We start from the raw sequence: 18,081 nt of genomic DNA on the forward strand, positions 1-18,081 counted from the left end.
CGCGTCCCCGCAGGTCATCGCGGGGGCCGTGAGCTGGGTCGCTGGCAGGTCGAAAATTCTCTGTTACGTTTCCTGAGTATGTCCGTAACGCACTTGATCGAAACCCCGACCAAGGCGGACGGCGCGGAGCTGTGGCGAATCGCGCGTGATTCCGCCAAGCTCGATCTCAACTCGCCGTACGCATACATGCTGTGGTGCCGCGATTTCGCCGAGTCTTCGGTCGTCGCGCGTGAGGATGGCAGGGCGGTCGGTTTCGTCATCGCCTACCGCAGGCCGGACGAGCCGGAGGCGGCGCTCGTCTGGCAGGTCGCGGTCGACTCGTCCCAGCGCGGAAAGGGCCTGGCCGGGGCCCTGCTCGACGCGCTGTACACGCGTCTGGTCGGCGACGGGGTGCGTTACCTCGAGACCACCATCACCCCGGACAACGAGGCGTCCATCCGGCTGTTCACTTCCTTCGCGAAGCGGTGGAACGCCAGCGTGGAAACCAGTGTGCTGTTCAGTGGCGAGGATTTCCCCGAAGCCGGGCACCTGCCGGAAGAGCTTTACCGCATCGGTCCGCTGACGACACCGACGAATCCGGGCGATTAGGAGCGAAAGAAACACATGAGCATCTTCGAAGAGCTCGAATCCGAAGTACGCAGCTACAGCCGAGGCTGGCCGGTCGTCTTCGACCGCGCGCAGGGCAGCCACCTGTACGACGAAAGCGGGAAGCCCTATCTGGACTTCTTCGCCGGGGCCGGCGCGCTGAACTACGGGCACAACAACCCCCAGCTGAAGCAGGCCCTGATCGACTACATCCAGCGCGACGGCGTCACCCACGCCCTGGACATGTTCACCGTGGCCAAGCGCGACTTCCTGCAGACCTTCCGCGACAAGATCCTCGACCCGCGCGGCCTGAACTACAAGGTCGTGTTCCCCGGTCCGGGTGGCGCGAACGCCGTCGAGGCCGCGCTGAAGCTGGCGCGCAAGGTGACCGGCCGCGAGTCGGTCATCAACTTCACCAACGCCTTCCACGGCATGACGCTCGGCGCGCTGTCGGTCACGGGCAATTCGATGAAGCGCGGCGGCGCCGGCGTCCCGCTGGTGCACGCCACCCCGATGCCGTACGACAAGTACTTCGACGGCGCCATGCCGGACTTCCTGTACTTCGAGAAGCTCCTCGAGGACTCCGGCAGCGGGCTCAACGAGCCGGCCGCGGTGATCGTCGAAGGCGTGCAGGGCGAGGGCGGCATCAACGCCGCGCGCCTGGAGTGGCTGAAGGGGCTCGACGACCTCTGCAAGCGCCACAACATCCTGCTGATCCTCGACGACGTCCAGATGGGCTGCGGCCGCACCGGGCCGTTCTTCTCCTTCGAGGACGCCGGGATCACGCCGGACATCGTCTGCCTGTCGAAGTCCATCGGCGGCTACGGCATCCCGATGGCGCTGACGCTGATCAAGCCGGAGCTCGACGTCTGGGAGCCGGGCGAGCACAACGGCACCTTCCGCGGCATCAGCCCGGCGTTCGTCACCGCCAAGGAAGCGATCGACGTCTACTGGAGCGACGACGCGCTCGAGAAGTCGACGAAGGCGAAGGGGGAGCGCATCGCCACCGCGTTCTCCGGCATCATCGAGGCCTACCCCGAGGCGAACCTGACCGCCAAGGGCCGCGGCCTGGCGCGTGGTCTCGAGTTCGCCGACGGCGACCTGGCCGGCCGGGTCTGCGCGGAAGCGTTTGCGCGCGGCCTGCTGATGGAAACCTCCGGCCCGGACGGCGAAGTCATGAAGCTGCTGCCGCCGCTGACGCTGACCGACGACGAGCTGACGCAGGGCCTGTCGATCATCGACGAGTCCGTGAAGGCCGTCCTGAACAAGTAAGGGAGATTGCCCGTGCTCGTCCGCACACTCGACGAGATCACCGACACCGACGCCGACATCAAGACCGAGAACTGGCGCAGCAAGAGGATCATCCTGGCCAAGGAAGGCGTCGGCTTCTCGGTGCACGAGACCACGTTGTACGCGGGGACGGTCAACGACTTCTGGTACGCCAACCACATCGAGGCGGTGTTCATCACCTCCGGTGAAGGCGAGATCGAGGACCTGGCCACCGGCAAGGTCTACGAGCTCAAGCCCGGCACGCTCTACCTGCTCAACGACCACGACAAGCACCAGGTCCGGCCGAAGACCGAGATCAAGTGCGTGTGCGTGTTCAACCCGCCGGTGACCGGCCGCGAGGTGCACGACGAGAACGGCGTGTACCCGCTGATCACCGAGGACTCGTAAACCGGAGAGGAACAGGAGGCGAAGCCCGTGACGCTGATGGACACCCGGGTCGACGACAGTTACCCGACCCGGATCACCGGTACGCCGGAGCACCTGCCGCGCGTGCACCCGACGGTGTGGGGCACCGGAGCCGACGGCCCGATCGACGCCGCCACGCTGGCCAACCACGAGGCACGCGGCTACACCGTGGTCGAGGACCTGCTCTCGGTCGGGGAGGTGCAGACGTACTGGCAGGAGCTGGTGCGGCTGTCCTCCGACAGCGAGCTGGCGCGGGACGAGCGGGTGATCACCGAGGCGAAGACCGGGGAGGTCCGGTCGATCTTCGACGTCCACGAGATCTCGGGCCTGATCGCCGAGCTGGTGCGCGACCCCCGCGTGCTGGACCGGGCGCGGCAGCTGCTCGGCTCGGAGGTGTACATCCACCAGAGCCGGGTCAACTACATGCCCGGCTTCAAGGGCACCGGCTTCTACTGGCACTCGGACTTCGAAACCTGGCACGCGGAGGACGGCATGCCGGCCCCGCGCGCGGTCAGCTGCTCCATCGCGCTGACGGACAACCACCCGTTCAACGGCGGGCTGATGATCATGCCGGGCTCGCACCGGACGTTCGTCCAGTGCGCCGGCGAGACGCCGGAGGCGAACTACAAGAGCTCGCTCAAGGAGCAGCGGGTGGGCGTTCCGAGCGAGGACGACATCACGAAGATGGCGGCCGAGCACGGCATCGACCAGTTCACCGGCCAGGCGGGCTCGGCGCTGTGGTTCGACTCGAACATCATGCACGGCTCCGGCAACAACATCACGCCGTACCCGCGCTCGAACATCTTCCTGGTGTTCAACAGCGTGGAGAACGCCCTGCAGGAGCCGTTCGCGGCGAGCACACCGCGGCCGGCGTTCATCGCGGGCCGGAACCCGGCGCCGATCACGCGCTGAGGTTCTGCGGGACTTCGCCCCGGGGCCGGGGACGCGAGCCGCGTCTCCGGCCCGGGGTTTCGCCGTGCGCGGCTCGTGGAGCGCGCGTGCTCCTCAGCAGGCTTGGCCGCGCGCGATCCCGCGGGAAGCGCGGGAAGCCATCGCCCGGCTGCGTCTTGCCCGCGTCGAGCGCCGGAAACCCCGGAAAAAGTCCGGACCCGCCCGTGACTGACTCGTTCCGCTTTGTTACCGTGTCGCCACCGCGTGGGTGTGTGGCCCGCGCAACACGTCTTCGCGGACGGCCGGCGGCGGGTACTTCGCTCGGGGTGAGCTCACCCGCCCGGTTGCCCTCGGCGGCGGACGGGCGGACCGGCCCCCTGGCGGCCCGGCCGGGAGTTTTGCCAGTGACCCCGCACCACCGGATCGGGACCGGTGGTGCGGGGTCCTGTCGTACCGGCGCCGATCGCAGGCGCACCCGGCCGCGGCCACGGAATCCGGAGCGTCACGAAACCTCCTGGTCCCGGCCCGGTGGGGCGGTATTCGCCAGCCGGCCGTCACGGTAGGTTGATTTTCCCGGCGGGGGCGACGCCGGGGCACGGTGGACCCGGGGAGGTGGGCGCGAGCATGGCCCAGACCCGGCTCCAGCTGCTCGGGCCCGTCCAGCTCTGCCACGGCGACGAGCCCGTCCCGATCGGCGGTCCCGCGGTCCGCGGCCTGCTCGCGCTGCTGGCGTTGCGGCCCGGCAAGGTCGTCGGGCTCGACGAGATCATCGACGCCCTGTGGGGTCACGACCCGCCGGCCACCGCCCGCACCATCGTCCACGGGAACGTCTCGCACCTGCGGCGGATCCTGCGCGACCTCGACGGCCTGCGGATCCTCACCACACCCCCGGGCTACCGGCTGGACGTCGAGCCCGACCGGATCGACGTCCACCGGGCGCGCACGCTGCTCGAGCGCGCTTCGGTGGCCACCCCCGAGGTCGCCGCCGCGCTGCTCGCCGAGGCGCTCGCGCTCTGGCAGGGTCCCGCGCTGGGCGGGGTGCCGGACTCCCTGCGCGCCCCCGAGCTGGAGGACCTGCGCCTCGCCGTGCACGGCGCCCGCGTCGACGCCGACCTCGAACTGGGCAGGCACGCGGAGCTGATCGTCGAGCTCAGCCCGATCGTCCGGGCCGATCCGCTGGCCGAGCGGACCGCCGAGCAGCTGATGCGGGCGCTGTACCACGCGGGCCGCCGCGGGGACGCGCTCGAGCTGTACCGGACCGTCTCCCGCGCGACCTTGCGCACCCTCGGCGTCGAACCCGGTGCCGAGCTGCGCTGGCTGCACGAACGCGTCCTCAACGACGACCTCCCCGCGCGGGACGTCGTCGCCCCGGCCGGCGGCGACGAGCAGGCGAAAGCGATTTCGCAGCTGCCCGCGGCGGTGCCCAGCCTGGCCGGGCGCACCGAGGAGCTGGCCTGGCTCGACGGCCTGGTGACCCGCGCCGAAGCCGGGCAGACGACCATCGCCGTGGTCACCGGCACCGCCGGGGTCGGCAAGAGCACCCTGGTCGTGTGGTGGGCGCACCGGGTCGCGCCGCGGTTCCCGGACGGCGTCCTGTTCGCGTCGCTGCGCGGCTTCGACCCGCACCACCCGCCGCTGGAGCCGGCCGAGCTGCTCACCCAGTTCCTGCTCGGCCTCGGCGTCGAAACCGCGCAGATCCCGGAGCTGCTGCACGAGCGCGTCGCGCTCTACCGGTCGCTGATCGCCGGGCGGCGGATGCTGGTGCTGCTCGACGACGCCCGCACCGCCGAGCAGGTGCGCCCGCTGCTGCCGCCGAGCGCGCGGACGATGACGGTGGTGACCAGCCGCTCGCGCCTCGACGGGCTCGCCGTGTCGAACGCGGCCAAGCAGCGCGTGCTCGGCACGCTCGCGCCCGACGACGCCGTGGCGCTGATCGAGGAGCTCGCCGGCCCGGCCGTCCTCAACCACGCCCTCGCGCGGCTCTGCGGCTACCTGCCGCTGGCGTTGCGGATCGCCGGTGCCCGGCTTTCGGCGAGCGCGCAGCGGACCGCGGAGGAGCTGGTCGACGAGCTCGGTAACGAACGCACCCGGCTCGCCGGACTGGAGGTCGACGGCGCCGACGACAGCGTCCGCGCGGCGTTCGACGTCTCCTTCCGCGGCCTGCCCGGCGAGGTCGCCGAGACGTTCCTGCAGCTGGGCGCGATCCCGGGAGTGCTGGTCGGGCCGCACGTGATGGCCGCGGTCGCGCAGATCACCGTGGCCGAGGCCCGGCGCCGACTGCGCACGCTGGCCGCGCACAACCTCATCACCGAGACCGAGCGGGACGTCTTCGTGCCGCACGACCTCGTCTGGCTGTACCTGCGGGAGCTCGCGGAACAGGAGCTCGGCGACAAGGAACGCGACGAAGCGCTCGGCTGGACGGTCCGCTACTACCAGGCGGTCGCCGACCGGGCGCGCCGCCTGCTGGGCCGGGTCGCCGACCCGCTCGACTTCTCCCGCGTGCTCGCCGAAGACGTGATGCCGCCGCTCACCGGCTTCGCCGAGGCGCACGACTGGTTCGCGGCCGAGTGGCCGAACCTGCTGGCCGTCCTCGACGCCGCGTACACCGCCGGTCGCCACGACGACGTCTGGCGGCTGGCCCGGGTGGCCCACACCTACCGCGTCGCGTGCCCGCTGCTGGACGAGTGGACGCGGATGGCCGACCTCGGCGTCGCCGCCGCCGAAGCCGCGGGCGACGTCGCGGGGCAGTGCTGGATGTGGCTCGCGCGGTGCGAGATCGCCCTCGCCTTCGAGCTGCCCGGGTACGGCCTCGCCGACGCCGAACGGGCGGCGGAGCTGGCCGCCGAGACGGCCGACCGGCGGCTGCGGACGGCGGTGGACCTGCACCTCGGGCGCGCGCTGAGCCGGCTCGGCGAGCACGGAACCGCTATCGAGCGGCTCACCGAGGCCGTCGCGAACGCCCCCGACGTCACCCTGCGCGGGCTGGCGCTCGGCAACTGCGCGCAGGCGGAGAAGCGGGCGGGCCGGCTGGCCGACGCGATCGCCCACCAGCGGGGCGCCCTGCGGATCGACCGCGAACTCGGTGACGACGACCAGGTCGTCGTCTCGCTCGACGAGCTGGCCGAGCTCAGCCTGCGGTCCGGCGACCTCGAAGCGGCCGAGCGGTCCGTCTGGGAGGCGATCGACCTGGCGATCAGCCGCGAGTTCGTCGCGCGGGAAGGCACCCTGCGGCTGACGCTGGGCCGGGTGCTTCGGGCCCGCGGCGACATCGACGGTGCCCGTGAACAACTGGCGTTGTCGGTGCGCATTTACGAACGCGTGCACCCGAAGCTCGTCGGTGAGGTACGGACGGAACTCGCCGAACTGCTGTGAACCGCATTCCGACAGTTTCGAACGGCCGGAATTTCGTTGCGAATGGGTCACGACCGCGTCCGCGCGCTCAATCCTTAGTGGATTCTTAGTGGGCGCGGGCGCCGTCCGCGTAGGTTCGGCGGTGCCGGCGGAGCCCTAGGGGAGGGGCAGGCGGAGAAGCCGGTGCCAGGCCCCGCGCGGGAAACCCCGCGTGGGACCCGGAGCCGCCAGGAGCGGCTCGTGGCGGCCCGGCCGGCCGACTTGGGGGTAGGCCGGCCGGTCGCCAGGCGGGGTACCGGGACCGTTCAGCCGACGTTGGCCGTGCAGAGCGCGATCGTCGTGCCGCTGTTTTCCGCGACCTTCTTGCCGTCGACGAGAATGGCGCACTTGATTTCGTTGCTGACCGTCGCATTGCGGGTGTCGGCGGTGAGCGTCAGCAGGTACGAGCCATTGTTGTACGACGCCTGGCCCAGCCACGCGTCGGTGCTGGCCGGAGCGTTTTCGGTGCGCTGGTCGTTGAGGCTGCCGTAGCGCACGGTCGCGCCGCCTGCCGAGGTCACCTGGAAGGTGACGGCGTGCTTGTCGGTGGCCACCGCGGGCAGGTGCAGCCCGGACTCGCCGCCGCCGAAGAAGGTCGAGTACAGCAGCATCCCGGCCGTGGTGAGCAGCGCGGCGACGGTGACGCAGGTCGCGGTGACCGCCACCCCGCGGTCGCCGACCGCGCCCTTCCTGGCCTGGACCAGCCCGGCGATCGCCAGGACGAGCCCGACCCCGCCCAGCGGCCACGCGACGAACTCGATGTCCGGCACGAACGTGACGACCAGCGCGGCCACGCCGAACAGCAGGCCGACGATGGCCAGAATGTTCCGTGCGGGCTTCGCATTGGCTTGACGACGCTCCGTGGCCGTCACCGGCGGCGCGGGCCGTCCGTGGCGCGCGGTGGCCGGCGGGTACTGCGGGTCGGTCATCATGCGAACCCCTTCGGGTGGGAGTGCGACGACGTTAACCCATAAGTGTGGCCCAGAACGAAATTGTTACATTCTGGAAAAAGTCATTGTCCCACCATTTGGCGTCAGGTATCGATATTTCCTGACATCCCGGGCATGACGTGGCCCGGTGATCAATGGGAAGAATATCGGAGTTCCCACGGTTTTCGTGGCCGTTCGGCCCACGACGACGGTTGGTATCGGCGTTCAAGACGAAAGTCGCATACCGGACTTCTCAGTCGAAAAGGCTCACTTCCGGAGTGATTTCCAGCAGTTCGAAAACGGGGCGGCCGCGGCGTCCGTCGATCGTCGTCGTGCGCACCACGCGCAACCGGGCGGTCACCGGGCGGTCGAGGTTCTCCTTGATCTGGTCGAGCAGGTCCGGCGCCACCGCGCCCTGGATCGTGCCGCCCGACTCGCGGTCGAGGTAGAAGATGCGCCGCCGGGTGCGGACGCCGTCGAGCCGGCCGCGGACGGTCTCGTAGCCGACCTCCTCGCGGGATTCGCGGAGGCTGCCCTGCAGGATCCGGGCCTGCTCGGTGGTCATGCTGCGGGTGACCTGCTCGCCCGCGGTCGGGGTCAGCGCCATTCCGATGCCGGCGTTCTTCGCGACGGCGTTGACGATGTCGCTCACCGCGTTGCGGACGGTGTCCCGCTGGAGCAGCACGGCGTCGAGCGCGCCGTCGTCCGAGCCGTTCGCCGGCAGGAAGTCGCAGAGCTCCTTGACCGCGCGCTCGGACAGCGTCTCGATGCCGTCGACGATCAGGGCGTCGTCGGCCAGCGGCTCCGGGAAGCCGAAGAAGATCGCGTTGCCCGCCTGGCCGCGCTGGATCAGCGGAGCCTTGTCCCGGTCGGTCTGCTGGACCTGGGTGACCTCGCCGGACGGGTTCCGGATGATGTGCCCGATCTTCGCCGTCGCGTCCTGCAGCGCGCGGCTGATGTCGGAGAAGGTGTAGGCGTCGATCGTCTGCTCGCCGATCACCGAGACGTGCAGCAGCGGCGAGCGGGACGTCCGCTCGAACTTGGCGTTGGCCGCCATCGCGGAGGCGCGGGCCAGGTCGTCGAGCCACGTGCCGCCGGGGATCTCGTCGGCGATGCGCCGGAACTCGTTCCTCACCAGATCATCTCCGGGTAACCCCTGCCGCCTTCGGCCCAGACCTCGGCCCACACGTCTTCGTCCCCGGGACGGCACAGGAAGCCGTCCAGCATGCCGCCGACCGGCTGGACCTGGTCGAGGTACATGGCGGGCTGCCCGACGATCACCCCGCGCAGCGTCAGCAGGCCGTACAGCGCCGAGCGGCCGGCGTCGTCGAGCCGCTTGAGCGCGCCCCACTCGTCCGGGATGAGGACGACGTCGAGGCCGCGCGGCGGGTGGGCGGTCCGGGTGATGAGCTCGCCGCCGATCCAGGCGCGGCCGGACGGGATGATCCGCCGGGCGACGCCGAGGTAGCTGTTGAGCGCGCTGAACAGGATCTCCCGGTCGTTCTGGTGCGGGGCGTCGAACACCAGGCGTTCGTAGACGTCGGCGAGGTCACCCGCGTGCCGGCCCGGCGGCAGGACCTGCTGCGGCGTCCAATGGGGGAGCGCCACTCCACCCCCTCCTCAGCCCTCGCTCACAGTGCGTAGCCGAACTTACCAGGATGGGTGTCAGCCACTGCGCCCAGGCTGCTGCGGCCACTGCGGGGTGGCCTCTTCGGACTCCGGCCACGCGGGCTCGTCTTCGGTGGGCCACTGTTCGTCCTGGGCCCCGCGCTGCGGCGGCAGCGGCAGGTGGCCTTCGCGGTGGCCGACGGGCTCGGCCTCCTCGTCGTCGTGGAGACCGCCCCGCCGCTCGGGCGCGTGCTGCGCCCAGGCGGCGGGGATGAACTGCGTCTGCTCGGTCGACAGCGGAGGCGGCGGCTCGTGGTCATCGGGCTCGGGCTCGACGTCCCGGACGGGTTCTGACCGGGGCCGGGCCGCGGCGCGCAGCACCACCCAGGAGGTCAGCGCACCCAGGGCGAAGGCGACGATCAGCCACAGCCAGATCTGCCCGAACAGCCAGAACATCAGCTCATCACCCCTCAAACGACCGTGATCTCGACACGCCGGTCTTCCTCGCCGCCGGTGGCCGGCCGGGTGTCGCCCAGCCCCCGGTAGGTCACGCGGCCGGTGGTCAGGCCGTTGGTGGTGAGGATCCGCGCGACGGCCCGGGCGCGGTCCCGGGAAAGCTTCAGTGCGGCGCTTTCGCCGCCGGGCCCCCGCGCAACGTGCCCGGTGACGCGGTACCGGAAGCCGGCGGGCGCCTTGGCGAGGGCGACCGCGATGCTGCGCGCGGCCTGCTCCCCTTCGGGGGTGAGGCGGGCGCTGTCGGGCTCGAAGGCGATGGGCGTTTCGGTGAGCATCCGATCGATCTCGGCTTGCACGCCGGCCTTGTCGGTGGGAGGCGGAGCGGTGGTGCTGGTGGTCGGCGGCGGGCTCGTGGTGGTGGTGCTTGTCGGCGGCGGGCTTGCGGTGGCGCTGCTGCTCGGCGCGATGGGGGTGACGTCGCCGTTGACCTTGGCCGCCCGGACGCCGTCGACGTTCTGCACGATTTCGAGGGCGCGGAGAGCTTGGCCGGGCGGGAAGCCGCTGAGGGTGGCATCCCGGCCGTCGAATCGCACGTCCCCGGTGGGCAGGCCGGCTTCGAAGAGGGCGGTTTGGGCCCGTGCGGTGAGGTCACGCTCGATGCCGCCGGACGCAGTCCAGGTGGCGACCCCCGCGAGCAGCGCTGTGACCAGCACCGCAACCGGGACCACGAGGATCCAGCGCTGACGCATAAGGGGACTGTAAGCCGGGTGCCGCGGGTTGGCGAGCTGAATCCGGGTGGTAGTCCACAAGTTGTCCCCAGGTAAGTCGACATGTGGACAACTCCGGGGATCGTGTTCGGGTGGGCACTTTCTGTCGGAGGTGGTCGGTACGCTGGAAGCGGGTGGCTCCCCCTGGGAGGGCGGGTCAGGTCTGGGGGGCGCCTGCTCGCCCGCAAGCCGCTACGCGTGCCGGTGGCGCGCGCCCGCCATCAGTGCCCGAGTACCGCGATCCTCAGCCGCATGAGCCGCCCCGGCGCTGCGGCGAGCCCATGGCCAAGCTTCGGCGTGCCGACCCCTCAGCCGCGCCGAACACCTCACAAACCTCAGCTGGCCTGCTGCCGCGCGCTCTCCGGCACCTCGAGCACCTCCAAGGGCACGTCCAACGGCACCAGCGGCGCCAGCTGCGGCCGCTTCGGCGACAGCCCGTCCCCCATGGATTCACCCTTCAACTGCCGCCGGATCCACGGCAGCAGGTGGACCTTCGTCCACGTCAGGTCCGACCGCCGCGAGTCGATCCAGCGGCTGGGCGTGTCCTCCAGGGGCCACGGCTCGCGCCAGTCCGACTCCACCGGGATCCCCAGCACCTCCGCCGCCTTCAGGGCGATGCGCCGGTGGGCGTCCGGGGAGAAGTGCAACCGGTCGTCGCTCCAGGCGCGGCGGTCGTGCAGCGGCCCCATCGTCCACAGGTCGACCATGCGGGCTCCGTGGCGCTCGGCGATCGCCCACAGGTTCGTGTTGTAGATCGCCACCTTGCCGCGCAGCACCGACATCACCGACAGGACCTTCGTGTCCGGCCCGTTGAACATCAGCACCGGGATGCCCGCTTCGCGCAGCTTCGCGACGCCCTCCTCCAAGCGCTCGGTCACCGCGTCGACGTCCGCGCCCGGCACGATGATGTCGTTGCCGCCGGCACACAGCGTGACGAGGTCGGGCTTCAGGTCCAGGGCGATCGGCAGCTGCTCGTCCAGGATCTCGTCGAGCATCTTGCCCCGCAGGGCCAGGTTGGCGTAGCGGAAGTCGCTGCGCCCGGCGGCCAGCACCTCGGCGAGGCGGTCCGCCCACCCGCGGAACGAGCCGTCCGGCAGGTCGTCGTTGAGTCCCTCGGTGAAGCTGTCACCCAGGGCTACGTAGCTGTCGAATCCGTACACGTGGGTCCCCTTCCCATCCCTGCGACCGACACACCCCGACATGTAGTTGTACACCTCAACTAAGCGTCGGCCGCAAACCCGCTCCACCCCCGGGCGTTCAGCCTGCGGTAACAGTGTCTTATCTTGTCGGCCTTCTGCGCCTCCTTATTACGCAGTCTTCACCTTCGGCATGCCGTGAAACAGCACACTCGGAGGCAAACCCGGCACCCGATGTGGCGAAAATCTCCCCGCGCGGGGCGTCCCGGGCCCCATCCGGCAGGCTGGACACGTGTCCGCCGAACCCCGTGAATCGCTCGCGCAGATCCTCGGTGGCCGCCGGGGCGCGCTCGACGCCAGCATCCCGCCCGTCGGCTTCGTCGCCGGCTGGCTCGCCGCCGGCCAGTCCGTCGCCTGGGGTGCCGGGGCCGCCGTCGTGGTCGCCCTCGCCGTCGGGGCCTACCGGGTCGCCCGCGGCGGCAAGGTGCGTGCGCTGGTCGTCAGCCTGGCCGCCGTCGTCGTGGCCGCGCTGATCGCCCTGCACACCGGCCGGGCCCAGGACTTCTTCCTGCTGCAGCTGATGTCCAATGTGGCCAGCGCGCTGCTCTGGGCGGCCAGCGTCGTCGTGCGCTGGCCGCTGCTCGGCGTGGTCGTCGGCCTGCTGCTGGGCCAGAAGACGCGCTGGCGCCGTGACGCCGTGCTGCTCAAGGCCTACTCACGGGCCAGCTGGGTGTGGGTGCTCCAGTACACGCTGCGCGTGGTCGTCTACGGCCTGCTGTGGTGGGCCGGCCAGGTCATCGCCCTCGGCGTGGCCCGCACAGTGCTGTCTTGGCCGCTCGTCGCCCTCACCGTCGCGGTCAGTGGCTGGGTGCTCTACCGGGCGTTACCGCCGGAGCATCCCGGGCTGCGCTTGGCGCCGGAGACCGGCCCGGACGACCTACCGCGGACATAAGGCGGCCCCCGGCGAGGGGGGAGGGTCCGGGGGCCACTGCCTACGGTACCCGGACTACCCGGGTTCAGTCGACGTTTTCGCGTCTTTGCGCCGCGTTTTGCTCGAGATCCTTACGCCGGGGGCCGCGGCGCACCCTCGCCGAAGGCGTCCACGGCGGCCAGCCAAGCCGCCCCGAGCACCCCATCGGAGCTGGTCAGCACGTCGAGCCCGGCCAACCGGCGGCGGACGAGCTCGCCGACCGGGCTCGCCCCGGTGAGCACCGAGCCGACGAGCACGACCGGGGTCGACTCGCCGGGCTCGCGGGCCGCGAGGGCGTTCTCGGCCAGGTGCCCGGCCGCGCGGGCGACGATCTCCCGGGCCGCCGGCTCGCCCGCGTCGTGCGCGGCGCTCACCAGCGGGGCGAACCGGGCGAGCCGGACGGGCGCCTCGGCGTTGGCCGCCGTGATCAGCGCGCGGGCGGCGGCCAGCCGCCCGGCTTCGTCCCGGATGTCCAAAACGGACAGTCCGAGGGCGGCCTCGAGCACCGCCGACGGCAGCCCGTCGAGCGGCTTCCCGCGGCCCAGTGCCTCCAAAGTGGAACGGACGGCTTCGCGGCCGAGCCAGAACGCGGACCCTTCGTCGCCGAGCAGCCAGCCGTAGCCGCCGGTCGTGCCGGCCAGCCGCCGCTCGCGGATCCGGCCGACGATCGAGCCGGTGCCGGCGACGACGACCGTCCCGTCCGGTGCCGGGGTCGCCGACGCGTACGCCACTTCGGCGTCGGCGACGGTCCGGACGGCACACGTGAGACCGATTCGCGTCCACGCCGCGTCGAACACCGCCGCCACGTCCGGGTCGCTCAGCTTGCTGACCCCGGCCATGCCGACGACGCACGCCCGCACGGCCCCGGGGTCGCGGGCGCCGAGCGCCGCGGTGATCGCGCCGGCGATCCGGCCCGCGGCGATCTCGGGCGCGTGCGCGTTCGGGTTGGCCCCTTCGCCACGCCCGGTGCCCAGCACCGCGCCGGTGGCGTCGACCAGTGCGGCCCTGGTCGACGTTCCGCCGGCGTCGACGCCGATCGCGAAGCTCACCTCGTCTTGGTCACCTTCAGCAGGCCGCGCGGGCTGTCCGGGTCGCCGCCGCGGGCCAGTGACAGGCCGAGCGCGATCCGCTGGATCGGCAGGATCTCCAGGATCGGCGCCAGCTCCTCGACGGTCTGCGGCACGTCGATGCGCAGCGCCGCCGGGGTCTCGGCCGACGCCGAACCGACCGCGACGACGTCCGCGCCGCGCTTGCCGACCGCGTCGATGACCTCGCGCATCGCGTCGGCGCCGTGCCCGGCGCTGGTCACCGCGAGGACGGCGGTCTGGTCGTCGACCGCCGCGACCGGGCCGTGGAGGAGGTCGGCGCCGCTGTACGCGCGCGCCGCGAGGTAGCTGGTCTCGGCGAGCTTGAGCGACGCCTCCAGCGCGGTCGCGTACGAGTAGCCGCGGGCGGTGGTGAGGACCCGGTTGACGAACCGGTACCGGTCGACCGCGCGCTGCACGCCCTCGGTGGCGCCGTCGAGGGTCTGCTGCGCCAGCTCGCCGATCTTCTCGGCGTCGGCCGCCTTGCCGCCGCGCACCGCGTCGATCAGCAGGTACAGCGCCATCAGCGTCGCGGAGTACGTCTTGGTGGCCGCGACGGCCTTCTCGACACCTGCGCCGATGTCGACGCCGAGCTCGGACGCCGCCCGCAGCGGGGAGTCCGGGGTGTTGGTGACGGACACCGTCAGCGCGCCCTGGCGGCGCGCCGTTTCGGTGACCTCGATCAGGTCGGGGGAGCCGCCGCTCTGGCTGACCGTGACGAAGAGCACGTCCCGCAGGTCGGGCCGCGCGCCGTACAGCGTGGCCGTGGACGGGGAAACCAGACCCGCCGGAAGGCCGAGGAGTACCTCGATCAGGTACTTCGCGTACAACGCTGCGTGGTCGCTCGATCCACGCGCCGCGAGCAACGCGAACCGCGGCGGCCGTTGTGAGATCTTTTCCGCCACTTCGGCGATTTCCGCCTGACGCGCCACCAGTCCGGCCAGGACGTCCGGCTGCTGGGCGATCTCCGCGGCCATGTGCGCGCCGGGCCGTTGTTCGGTCATCATTTTCCTCTCCACCTCCGGCATTATGTACCGGACTCAGGCGGCGTCGGTCAGGTCTAGACCAATGTTATAGGGGCGGCGCGTTTGGGGAAAAGGGTACGTTTCTTACGGGGACGTGGCGTGCGATGAGGGAAGACATAGGGAGCCGGGCATGTTGGAGACCACCACCACGGGCGAGGCGGGCGCCGTCGCCGGGATGCGCGGGCAGCGCGAGCCCAAATACTGGGCGTTGAAGCAGCACCTCCTCGATCTGCTGGACGTGCTGCCGCCGGGGTCGCCGATCCCGACCGAACGCGCGCTCGCCGGGGAGTTCACGGTCTCCCGCACCACCGTGCGCCAGGCGCTGGCCGACCTGACCGCCGAGGGCAGGCTGCACCGGGTGCAGGGCAAGGGCACCTTCGCCGCCGAGCCGAAGCTCGCCCAGCGGCTGCAGTTGTCCTCCTACACCGAGGACATGCGCAAGCAGGGCCTGAAGCCGTCGTCGAAACTGCTGGAAGTCGAGGAACTGCCGGTCGAGGGCGACCTCGCGAAGCTGCTCGGAATCCGGACCGGCGCGAAAATCCTTCGTCTTCGACGGCTTCGACTGGCGGACTCGCAGCCGATGGCGCTGGAGACGACGCACCTTCCCCTCGGCCGTTTCCGCGGGCTGCGCAAGCACGTCTCGGCCGGCGGTTCCTTGTACGCCGTTCTACGCGAGCACTACGGCGTCGAACTCGAACGCGCGGAAGAAACGATCGAGACGTCGCTGGCGGGGCCGCAGGAAGCCGAGATGCTCGGCGCGGACGTCGGCATGCCGGTGCTGATGCTGACCCGGCACTCGTTCGCCACGGACGGCAAGCCGGTCGAGTTCGCCCGCTCGGTCTACCGCGGCGACCGCTACAAGTTCGTGACGACGCTGCTGCCGTAGGGCGCGGTTGACGGGGGTCCCCGGTCAAGGTGAAGTTGGCCGGGTGACTGCCACTGAAGACACCGGGATCCGGTGGGGTACCGGCGCCGCCCGCGGCGTGCTCGCGACCACCATCCTCGGCTCGGGCATGGCGATGCTCGACGGCACCATCGTCAACGTCGCCCTGCCCCGCATCGGCGCCGAGCTGAACGCCTCCGTGGCCGGGCTCCAGTGGATCCTCGACGGCTATCTGCTGGCGCTCGCCGCGCTGATCCTGGTCGCCGGTTCGCTCGGCGACCGGTACGGCAGGCGCCGGATGTACCTCGTCGGCGTCGTCTGGTTCGGCGTCGCGTCCGGGCTGTGCGCCGCGGCGCAGTCCACCGAGATGCTCGTCGCCATGCGGATCCTCCAGGGGATCGGCGGCGCGCTCCTGACGCCGGGCTCGCTGGCGATCCTCCAGTCCTCCTTCGCGCACGACGCCCGCGCCCGCGCGATCGGCGCCTGGTCCGGCCTCGGCGGCATCGCGGCCGCCGCCGGGCCGCTGCTCGGCGGCTTCCTCGTGCAGGTGTGGTCGTGGCGGCTGGCGTTCCTGATCAACGTGCCGATCGCGCTTGCCGTCGTGCTGATGGCCCGCAGGTTCGTCCCCGAATCCCGTGACCCGGACGCCACCGGGCACCCGGACTTCGGCGCCGCCGCGCTCGGCGCCCTCGGCTTGGCCGGGATCACCGGCGCGCTGGTGGAAGCGCCCGCCCGCGGCATCGGCGACCCGATCGTGCTGGTCGCGGGCCTGCTGGGGATCGCGGGGCTGACCGCGTTCGTCGTCGTCCAGCACCGCTCGCACGAGCCGCTGGTGCCGCCGTCGCTGTTCCGCGACCGCACGTTCACCCTCTCGAACGCGCTGACCTTCGTCGTCTACGCCGCACTCGGCGGCGTGATGATGCTGCTGGTCATGCAGCTGCAGGTGTCGCTCGGCTACTCGCCGACCGCGTCCGGGCTGGCCGGGCTGCCGCTGACGGTGATCATGCTGCTGCTCTCCGGCCGCTCCGGCGCGCTCGCGCAGCGCATCGGCCCGCGTGCGCAGCTGGTGATCGGGCCGATCGTCGTCGGCATCGGGATGCTGCTGATGCTGCGCATCGCGCCCGGCGCGTCCTACCTCGGCACGGTGCTGCCCGCGGTGGTCGTGTTCGGGCTCGGCCTGGCGACGGTGGTGGCCCCGGTGACGGCGACGGTGCTCGCCGCCGCGCCGGACCGCTACGCCGGCGTGGCGTCCGGCGTCAACAACGCCATCGCCCGCTCGGGCGGCCTGCTGGCGGTGGCGGTGCTGCCCGCCGCGGCCGGGCTGACCGGCGAGGCGTACGCGGACCCCGTGGCGCTGACGGCGGGCTGGCGGACGGCGCTGGTCATCTGCGCGGCACTGGCGATCGCCGGCGGCCTGATCGCGCTGGGCATCCACAACGGCGTCCTCGCGCCACCGCCGGCCGAGCAGGCCGAACCGGACGACGAGTGCCCCCACCTCGGCGAGTGCTACCACTGCGGTGTCGAGGGCCCGCCGACGCACATCCGCGGCGGCGGGACCCCGGTCGCCGGTTCCTAGCCGGCGAGGATCTCGGCGAACAGCGCCGGGTCGGCGTTGCCGCCCGAGACGAGCGCGACCGTCTTCCCGGACGGCAGCTCCTCGGCGTGGAACAGGTACGCCGCCGTCGTCACCGCGCCGCTGGGCTCGGCGACCAGCCGGGCCTTGCGGGCGAGGACGCGGACGGCTTCGCGGATCTCGTCTTCGGAGACCGTGACCATCTGGTCCACGACTTTCCGCAGGTGGGCGAAGGTCAGCTCGGACGGCTGGGAACGCAGGCCGTCGGCGATCGTGCGGGCGCGGTCGGCCTGCGGCCACCGGACCAGCTCGCCCCGCTGGAGGCTGTCGGCGGCGTCCCCGGCCAGCGCGGGCTCGACGCCGATCACGCGGGCCCGCGGGCAGCGGGCCCGGATCGCGGTGCCGACGCCGGCCGCCAGCCCGCCGCCGCTGACCGGCACCAGGACGACGTCGACGTCCGGCAGGTCCTCGGCGATCTCCAGACCCGCCGTGCCCTGCCCGGCGATGATGGCCGCGTCGTCGAACGGCGGGACCAGGGTCAGCCCGCGTTCGGCGGCCAGTTCGCGCGCTTTGCCCTCGTGTTCGCCGATCGGAACCTCGATCACCTCGGCGCCGTACGACAGGGTGGCCTCGACCTTGATCCGCGGCGTGACATCGGGCACGACGATCACCGCGGGCACGCCGTACCGCTGCGCCGCGTACGCGACTGCCTGCGCGTGGTTGCCGCTGGAGTAGGCGATCACGCCGCGGGCACGGGCCGCGTCGTCGAGGCCCGCGATGGCGTTGAACGCGCCCCGCACCTTGAACGCCCCGACCGGTTGCAGGTTTTCGGGTTTGAGCCACAGGGTTCCGCGGGGATCCCAGGTCTGGAGCAGCAGGGGTGTGCGTACGGCGACATCCTCGACGCGCTTCGCGGCGGCCTCGATGTCAGAGATCGTCACCATTTCCATGTGCCGAGTATGTCAAGAAAACCTTCGGTTCGGAGTGTCTATTATGGACAGACGGAGTGGTCCTCCTCACGCCGTGGCAACGCGGGGAGTGCCTCACGCGCCTGAAACGTTGGACAGGGGAGAACACGGACTACCTGA

General features: G+C 71.4%; 17 protein-coding genes. 8 read left to right on the plus strand and 9 right to left on the minus strand.

Translation table 11 applies throughout. The features are described 5' to 3' along the window. Nucleotides 1-78: 78 nt before the first annotated feature. From ectA to HUT10_RS31365, 5 genes are all read left to right on the plus strand, one after another. On the plus strand, nucleotides 79-588 hold the full coding sequence (gene ectA, locus HUT10_RS31345) for a diaminobutyrate acetyltransferase (protein ID WP_176174487.1): 510 nt from the start codon (nucleotides 79-81) through the stop codon (nucleotides 586-588). Between the two features lie 15 nt (nucleotides 589-603). After that, on the plus strand, nucleotides 604-1,857 hold the full coding sequence (gene ectB, locus HUT10_RS31350; protein WP_176174488.1) for a diaminobutyrate--2-oxoglutarate transaminase: 1,254 nt from the start codon (nucleotides 604-606) through the stop codon (nucleotides 1,855-1,857). Nucleotides 1,858-1,869: 12 nt separating this feature from the next. Continuing rightward, the gene (locus tag HUT10_RS31355) at nucleotides 1,870-2,262 is read left to right on the plus strand and encodes an ectoine synthase (protein WP_176174489.1); all 393 of its coding nucleotides are present in this window, start codon (nucleotides 1,870-1,872) and stop codon (nucleotides 2,260-2,262) included. A gap of 27 nt (nucleotides 2,263-2,289) precedes the next feature. Next, on the plus strand, nucleotides 2,290-3,192 hold the full coding sequence (thpD, locus tag HUT10_RS31360) for an ectoine hydroxylase (protein ID WP_176174490.1): 903 nt from the start codon (nucleotides 2,290-2,292) through the stop codon (nucleotides 3,190-3,192). 603 nt (nucleotides 3,193-3,795) lie between these two features. Then, nucleotides 3,796-6,543 (plus strand): BTAD domain-containing putative transcriptional regulator, encoded by a 2,748-nt coding sequence (locus tag HUT10_RS31365; RefSeq protein ID WP_176174491.1) that lies wholly within the window; start codon nucleotides 3,796-3,798, stop codon nucleotides 6,541-6,543. Nucleotides 6,544-6,827: 284 nt separating this feature from the next. Here HUT10_RS31365 and HUT10_RS31370 read toward each other — a convergent pair whose 3' ends face one another. From HUT10_RS31370 to HUT10_RS31395, 6 genes are all read right to left on the minus strand, one after another. Then, the gene (locus HUT10_RS31370; RefSeq protein WP_176174492.1) at nucleotides 6,828-7,493 is read right to left on the minus strand and encodes a DUF4190 domain-containing protein; all 666 of its coding nucleotides are present in this window, start codon (nucleotides 7,491-7,493) and stop codon (nucleotides 6,828-6,830) included. 250 nt (nucleotides 7,494-7,743) lie between these two features. Beyond that, complete coding sequence (locus HUT10_RS31375) at nucleotides 7,744-8,625, minus strand: hypothetical protein (protein ID WP_086852001.1); 882 nt, start codon at nucleotides 8,623-8,625, stop codon at nucleotides 7,744-7,746. Continuing rightward, on the minus strand, nucleotides 8,622-9,098 hold the full coding sequence (locus tag HUT10_RS31380; protein ID WP_176174493.1) for a hypothetical protein: 477 nt from the start codon (nucleotides 9,096-9,098) through the stop codon (nucleotides 8,622-8,624). Before HUT10_RS31380 ends, HUT10_RS31375 begins: the two co-directional genes overlap by 4 nt. A gap of 57 nt (nucleotides 9,099-9,155) precedes the next feature. Further along, complete coding sequence (locus tag HUT10_RS31385) at nucleotides 9,156-9,554, minus strand: hypothetical protein (protein ID WP_176174494.1); 399 nt, start codon at nucleotides 9,552-9,554, stop codon at nucleotides 9,156-9,158. 14 nt (nucleotides 9,555-9,568) lie between these two features. Beyond that, nucleotides 9,569-10,303, minus strand: coding sequence for an OmpA family protein (locus tag HUT10_RS31390; protein ID WP_254897102.1), 735 nt, complete (start codon nucleotides 10,301-10,303; stop codon nucleotides 9,569-9,571). Nucleotides 10,304-10,656: 353 nt separating this feature from the next. After that, on the minus strand, nucleotides 10,657-11,481 hold the full coding sequence (locus tag HUT10_RS31395) for an SGNH/GDSL hydrolase family protein (RefSeq protein WP_176174495.1): 825 nt from the start codon (nucleotides 11,479-11,481) through the stop codon (nucleotides 10,657-10,659). Nucleotides 11,482-11,749: 268 nt separating this feature from the next. Here HUT10_RS31395 and HUT10_RS31400 point away from each other — a divergent pair, with 268 nt between their 5' ends. Continuing rightward, entirely contained in the window at nucleotides 11,750-12,409 is a 660-nt protein-coding gene (locus HUT10_RS31400) for a DUF3159 domain-containing protein (protein WP_176174496.1), read from the plus strand. Between the two features lie 110 nt (nucleotides 12,410-12,519). Here the strand turns inward: HUT10_RS31400 and HUT10_RS31405 are convergent, their stop codons facing one another. Beyond that, nucleotides 12,520-13,476 carry an N-acetylglucosamine kinase gene (locus tag HUT10_RS31405; RefSeq protein ID WP_176174497.1) on the minus strand — a complete coding sequence of 319 codons (957 nt, stop codon included), beginning with the start codon at nucleotides 13,474-13,476 and terminating at the stop codon, nucleotides 12,520-12,522. Beyond that, nucleotides 13,473-14,519 carry an SIS domain-containing protein gene (locus HUT10_RS31410; RefSeq protein WP_176174498.1) on the minus strand — a complete coding sequence of 349 codons (1,047 nt, stop codon included), beginning with the start codon at nucleotides 14,517-14,519 and terminating at the stop codon, nucleotides 13,473-13,475. Before HUT10_RS31410 ends, HUT10_RS31405 begins: the two co-directional genes overlap by 4 nt. A gap of 148 nt (nucleotides 14,520-14,667) precedes the next feature. Between HUT10_RS31410 and HUT10_RS31415 the strand changes: the two genes are divergently transcribed. Together HUT10_RS31415 and HUT10_RS31420 are read left to right on the plus strand one after the other, a co-directional pair. Further along, the gene (locus tag HUT10_RS31415) at nucleotides 14,668-15,423 is read left to right on the plus strand and encodes a GntR family transcriptional regulator (protein ID WP_091318606.1); all 756 of its coding nucleotides are present in this window, start codon (nucleotides 14,668-14,670) and stop codon (nucleotides 15,421-15,423) included. A gap of 43 nt (nucleotides 15,424-15,466) precedes the next feature. Continuing rightward, nucleotides 15,467-16,996 (plus strand): MFS transporter, encoded by a 1,530-nt coding sequence (locus HUT10_RS31420; RefSeq protein WP_176174499.1) that lies wholly within the window; start codon nucleotides 15,467-15,469, stop codon nucleotides 16,994-16,996. Here the strand turns inward: HUT10_RS31420 and HUT10_RS31425 are convergent. Continuing rightward, nucleotides 16,993-17,943, minus strand: coding sequence for a threonine/serine dehydratase (locus HUT10_RS31425; RefSeq protein WP_176174500.1), 951 nt, complete (start codon nucleotides 17,941-17,943; stop codon nucleotides 16,993-16,995). The two genes, HUT10_RS31420 and HUT10_RS31425, sit on opposite strands and share 4 nt — an antisense overlap. Between the last annotated feature and the right edge of the window lie 138 nt (nucleotides 17,944-18,081).

This window comes from Amycolatopsis sp. Hca4, from assembly GCF_013364075.1.
Lineage (GTDB): Bacteria > Actinomycetota > Actinomycetes > Mycobacteriales > Pseudonocardiaceae > Amycolatopsis.

Bases quoted from the DNA above. Each gene is read 5' to 3' on its own strand.
- ectA (WP_176174487.1), top strand. From the start codon at position 79: ATGTCCGTAACGCACTTGATCGAAACCCCGACCAAGGCGGACGGCGCG.
- ectB (WP_176174488.1), top strand. From the start codon at position 604: ATGAGCATCTTCGAAGAGCTCGAATCCGAAGTACGCAGCTACAGCCGA.
- HUT10_RS31365 (WP_176174491.1), top strand. From the start codon at position 3,796: ATGGCCCAGACCCGGCTCCAGCTGCTCGGGCCCGTCCAGCTCTGCCAC.
- HUT10_RS31370 (WP_176174492.1), bottom strand. From the start codon at position 7,493: ATGATGACCGACCCGCAGTACCCGCCGGCCACCGCGCGCCACGGACGG.
- HUT10_RS31385 (WP_176174494.1), bottom strand. From the start codon at position 9,554: ATGTTCTGGCTGTTCGGGCAGATCTGGCTGTGGCTGATCGTCGCCTTC.
- HUT10_RS31390 (WP_254897102.1), bottom strand. From the start codon at position 10,303: ATGCGTCAGCGCTGGATCCTCGTGGTCCCGGTTGCGGTGCTGGTCACA.
- HUT10_RS31410 (WP_176174498.1), bottom strand. From the start codon at position 14,519: ATGATGACCGAACAACGGCCCGGCGCGCACATGGCCGCGGAGATCGCC.
- HUT10_RS31415 (WP_091318606.1), top strand. From the start codon at position 14,668: ATGTTGGAGACCACCACCACGGGCGAGGCGGGCGCCGTCGCCGGGATG.
- HUT10_RS31425 (WP_176174500.1), bottom strand. From the start codon at position 17,943: ATGGAAATGGTGACGATCTCTGACATCGAGGCCGCCGCGAAGCGCGTC.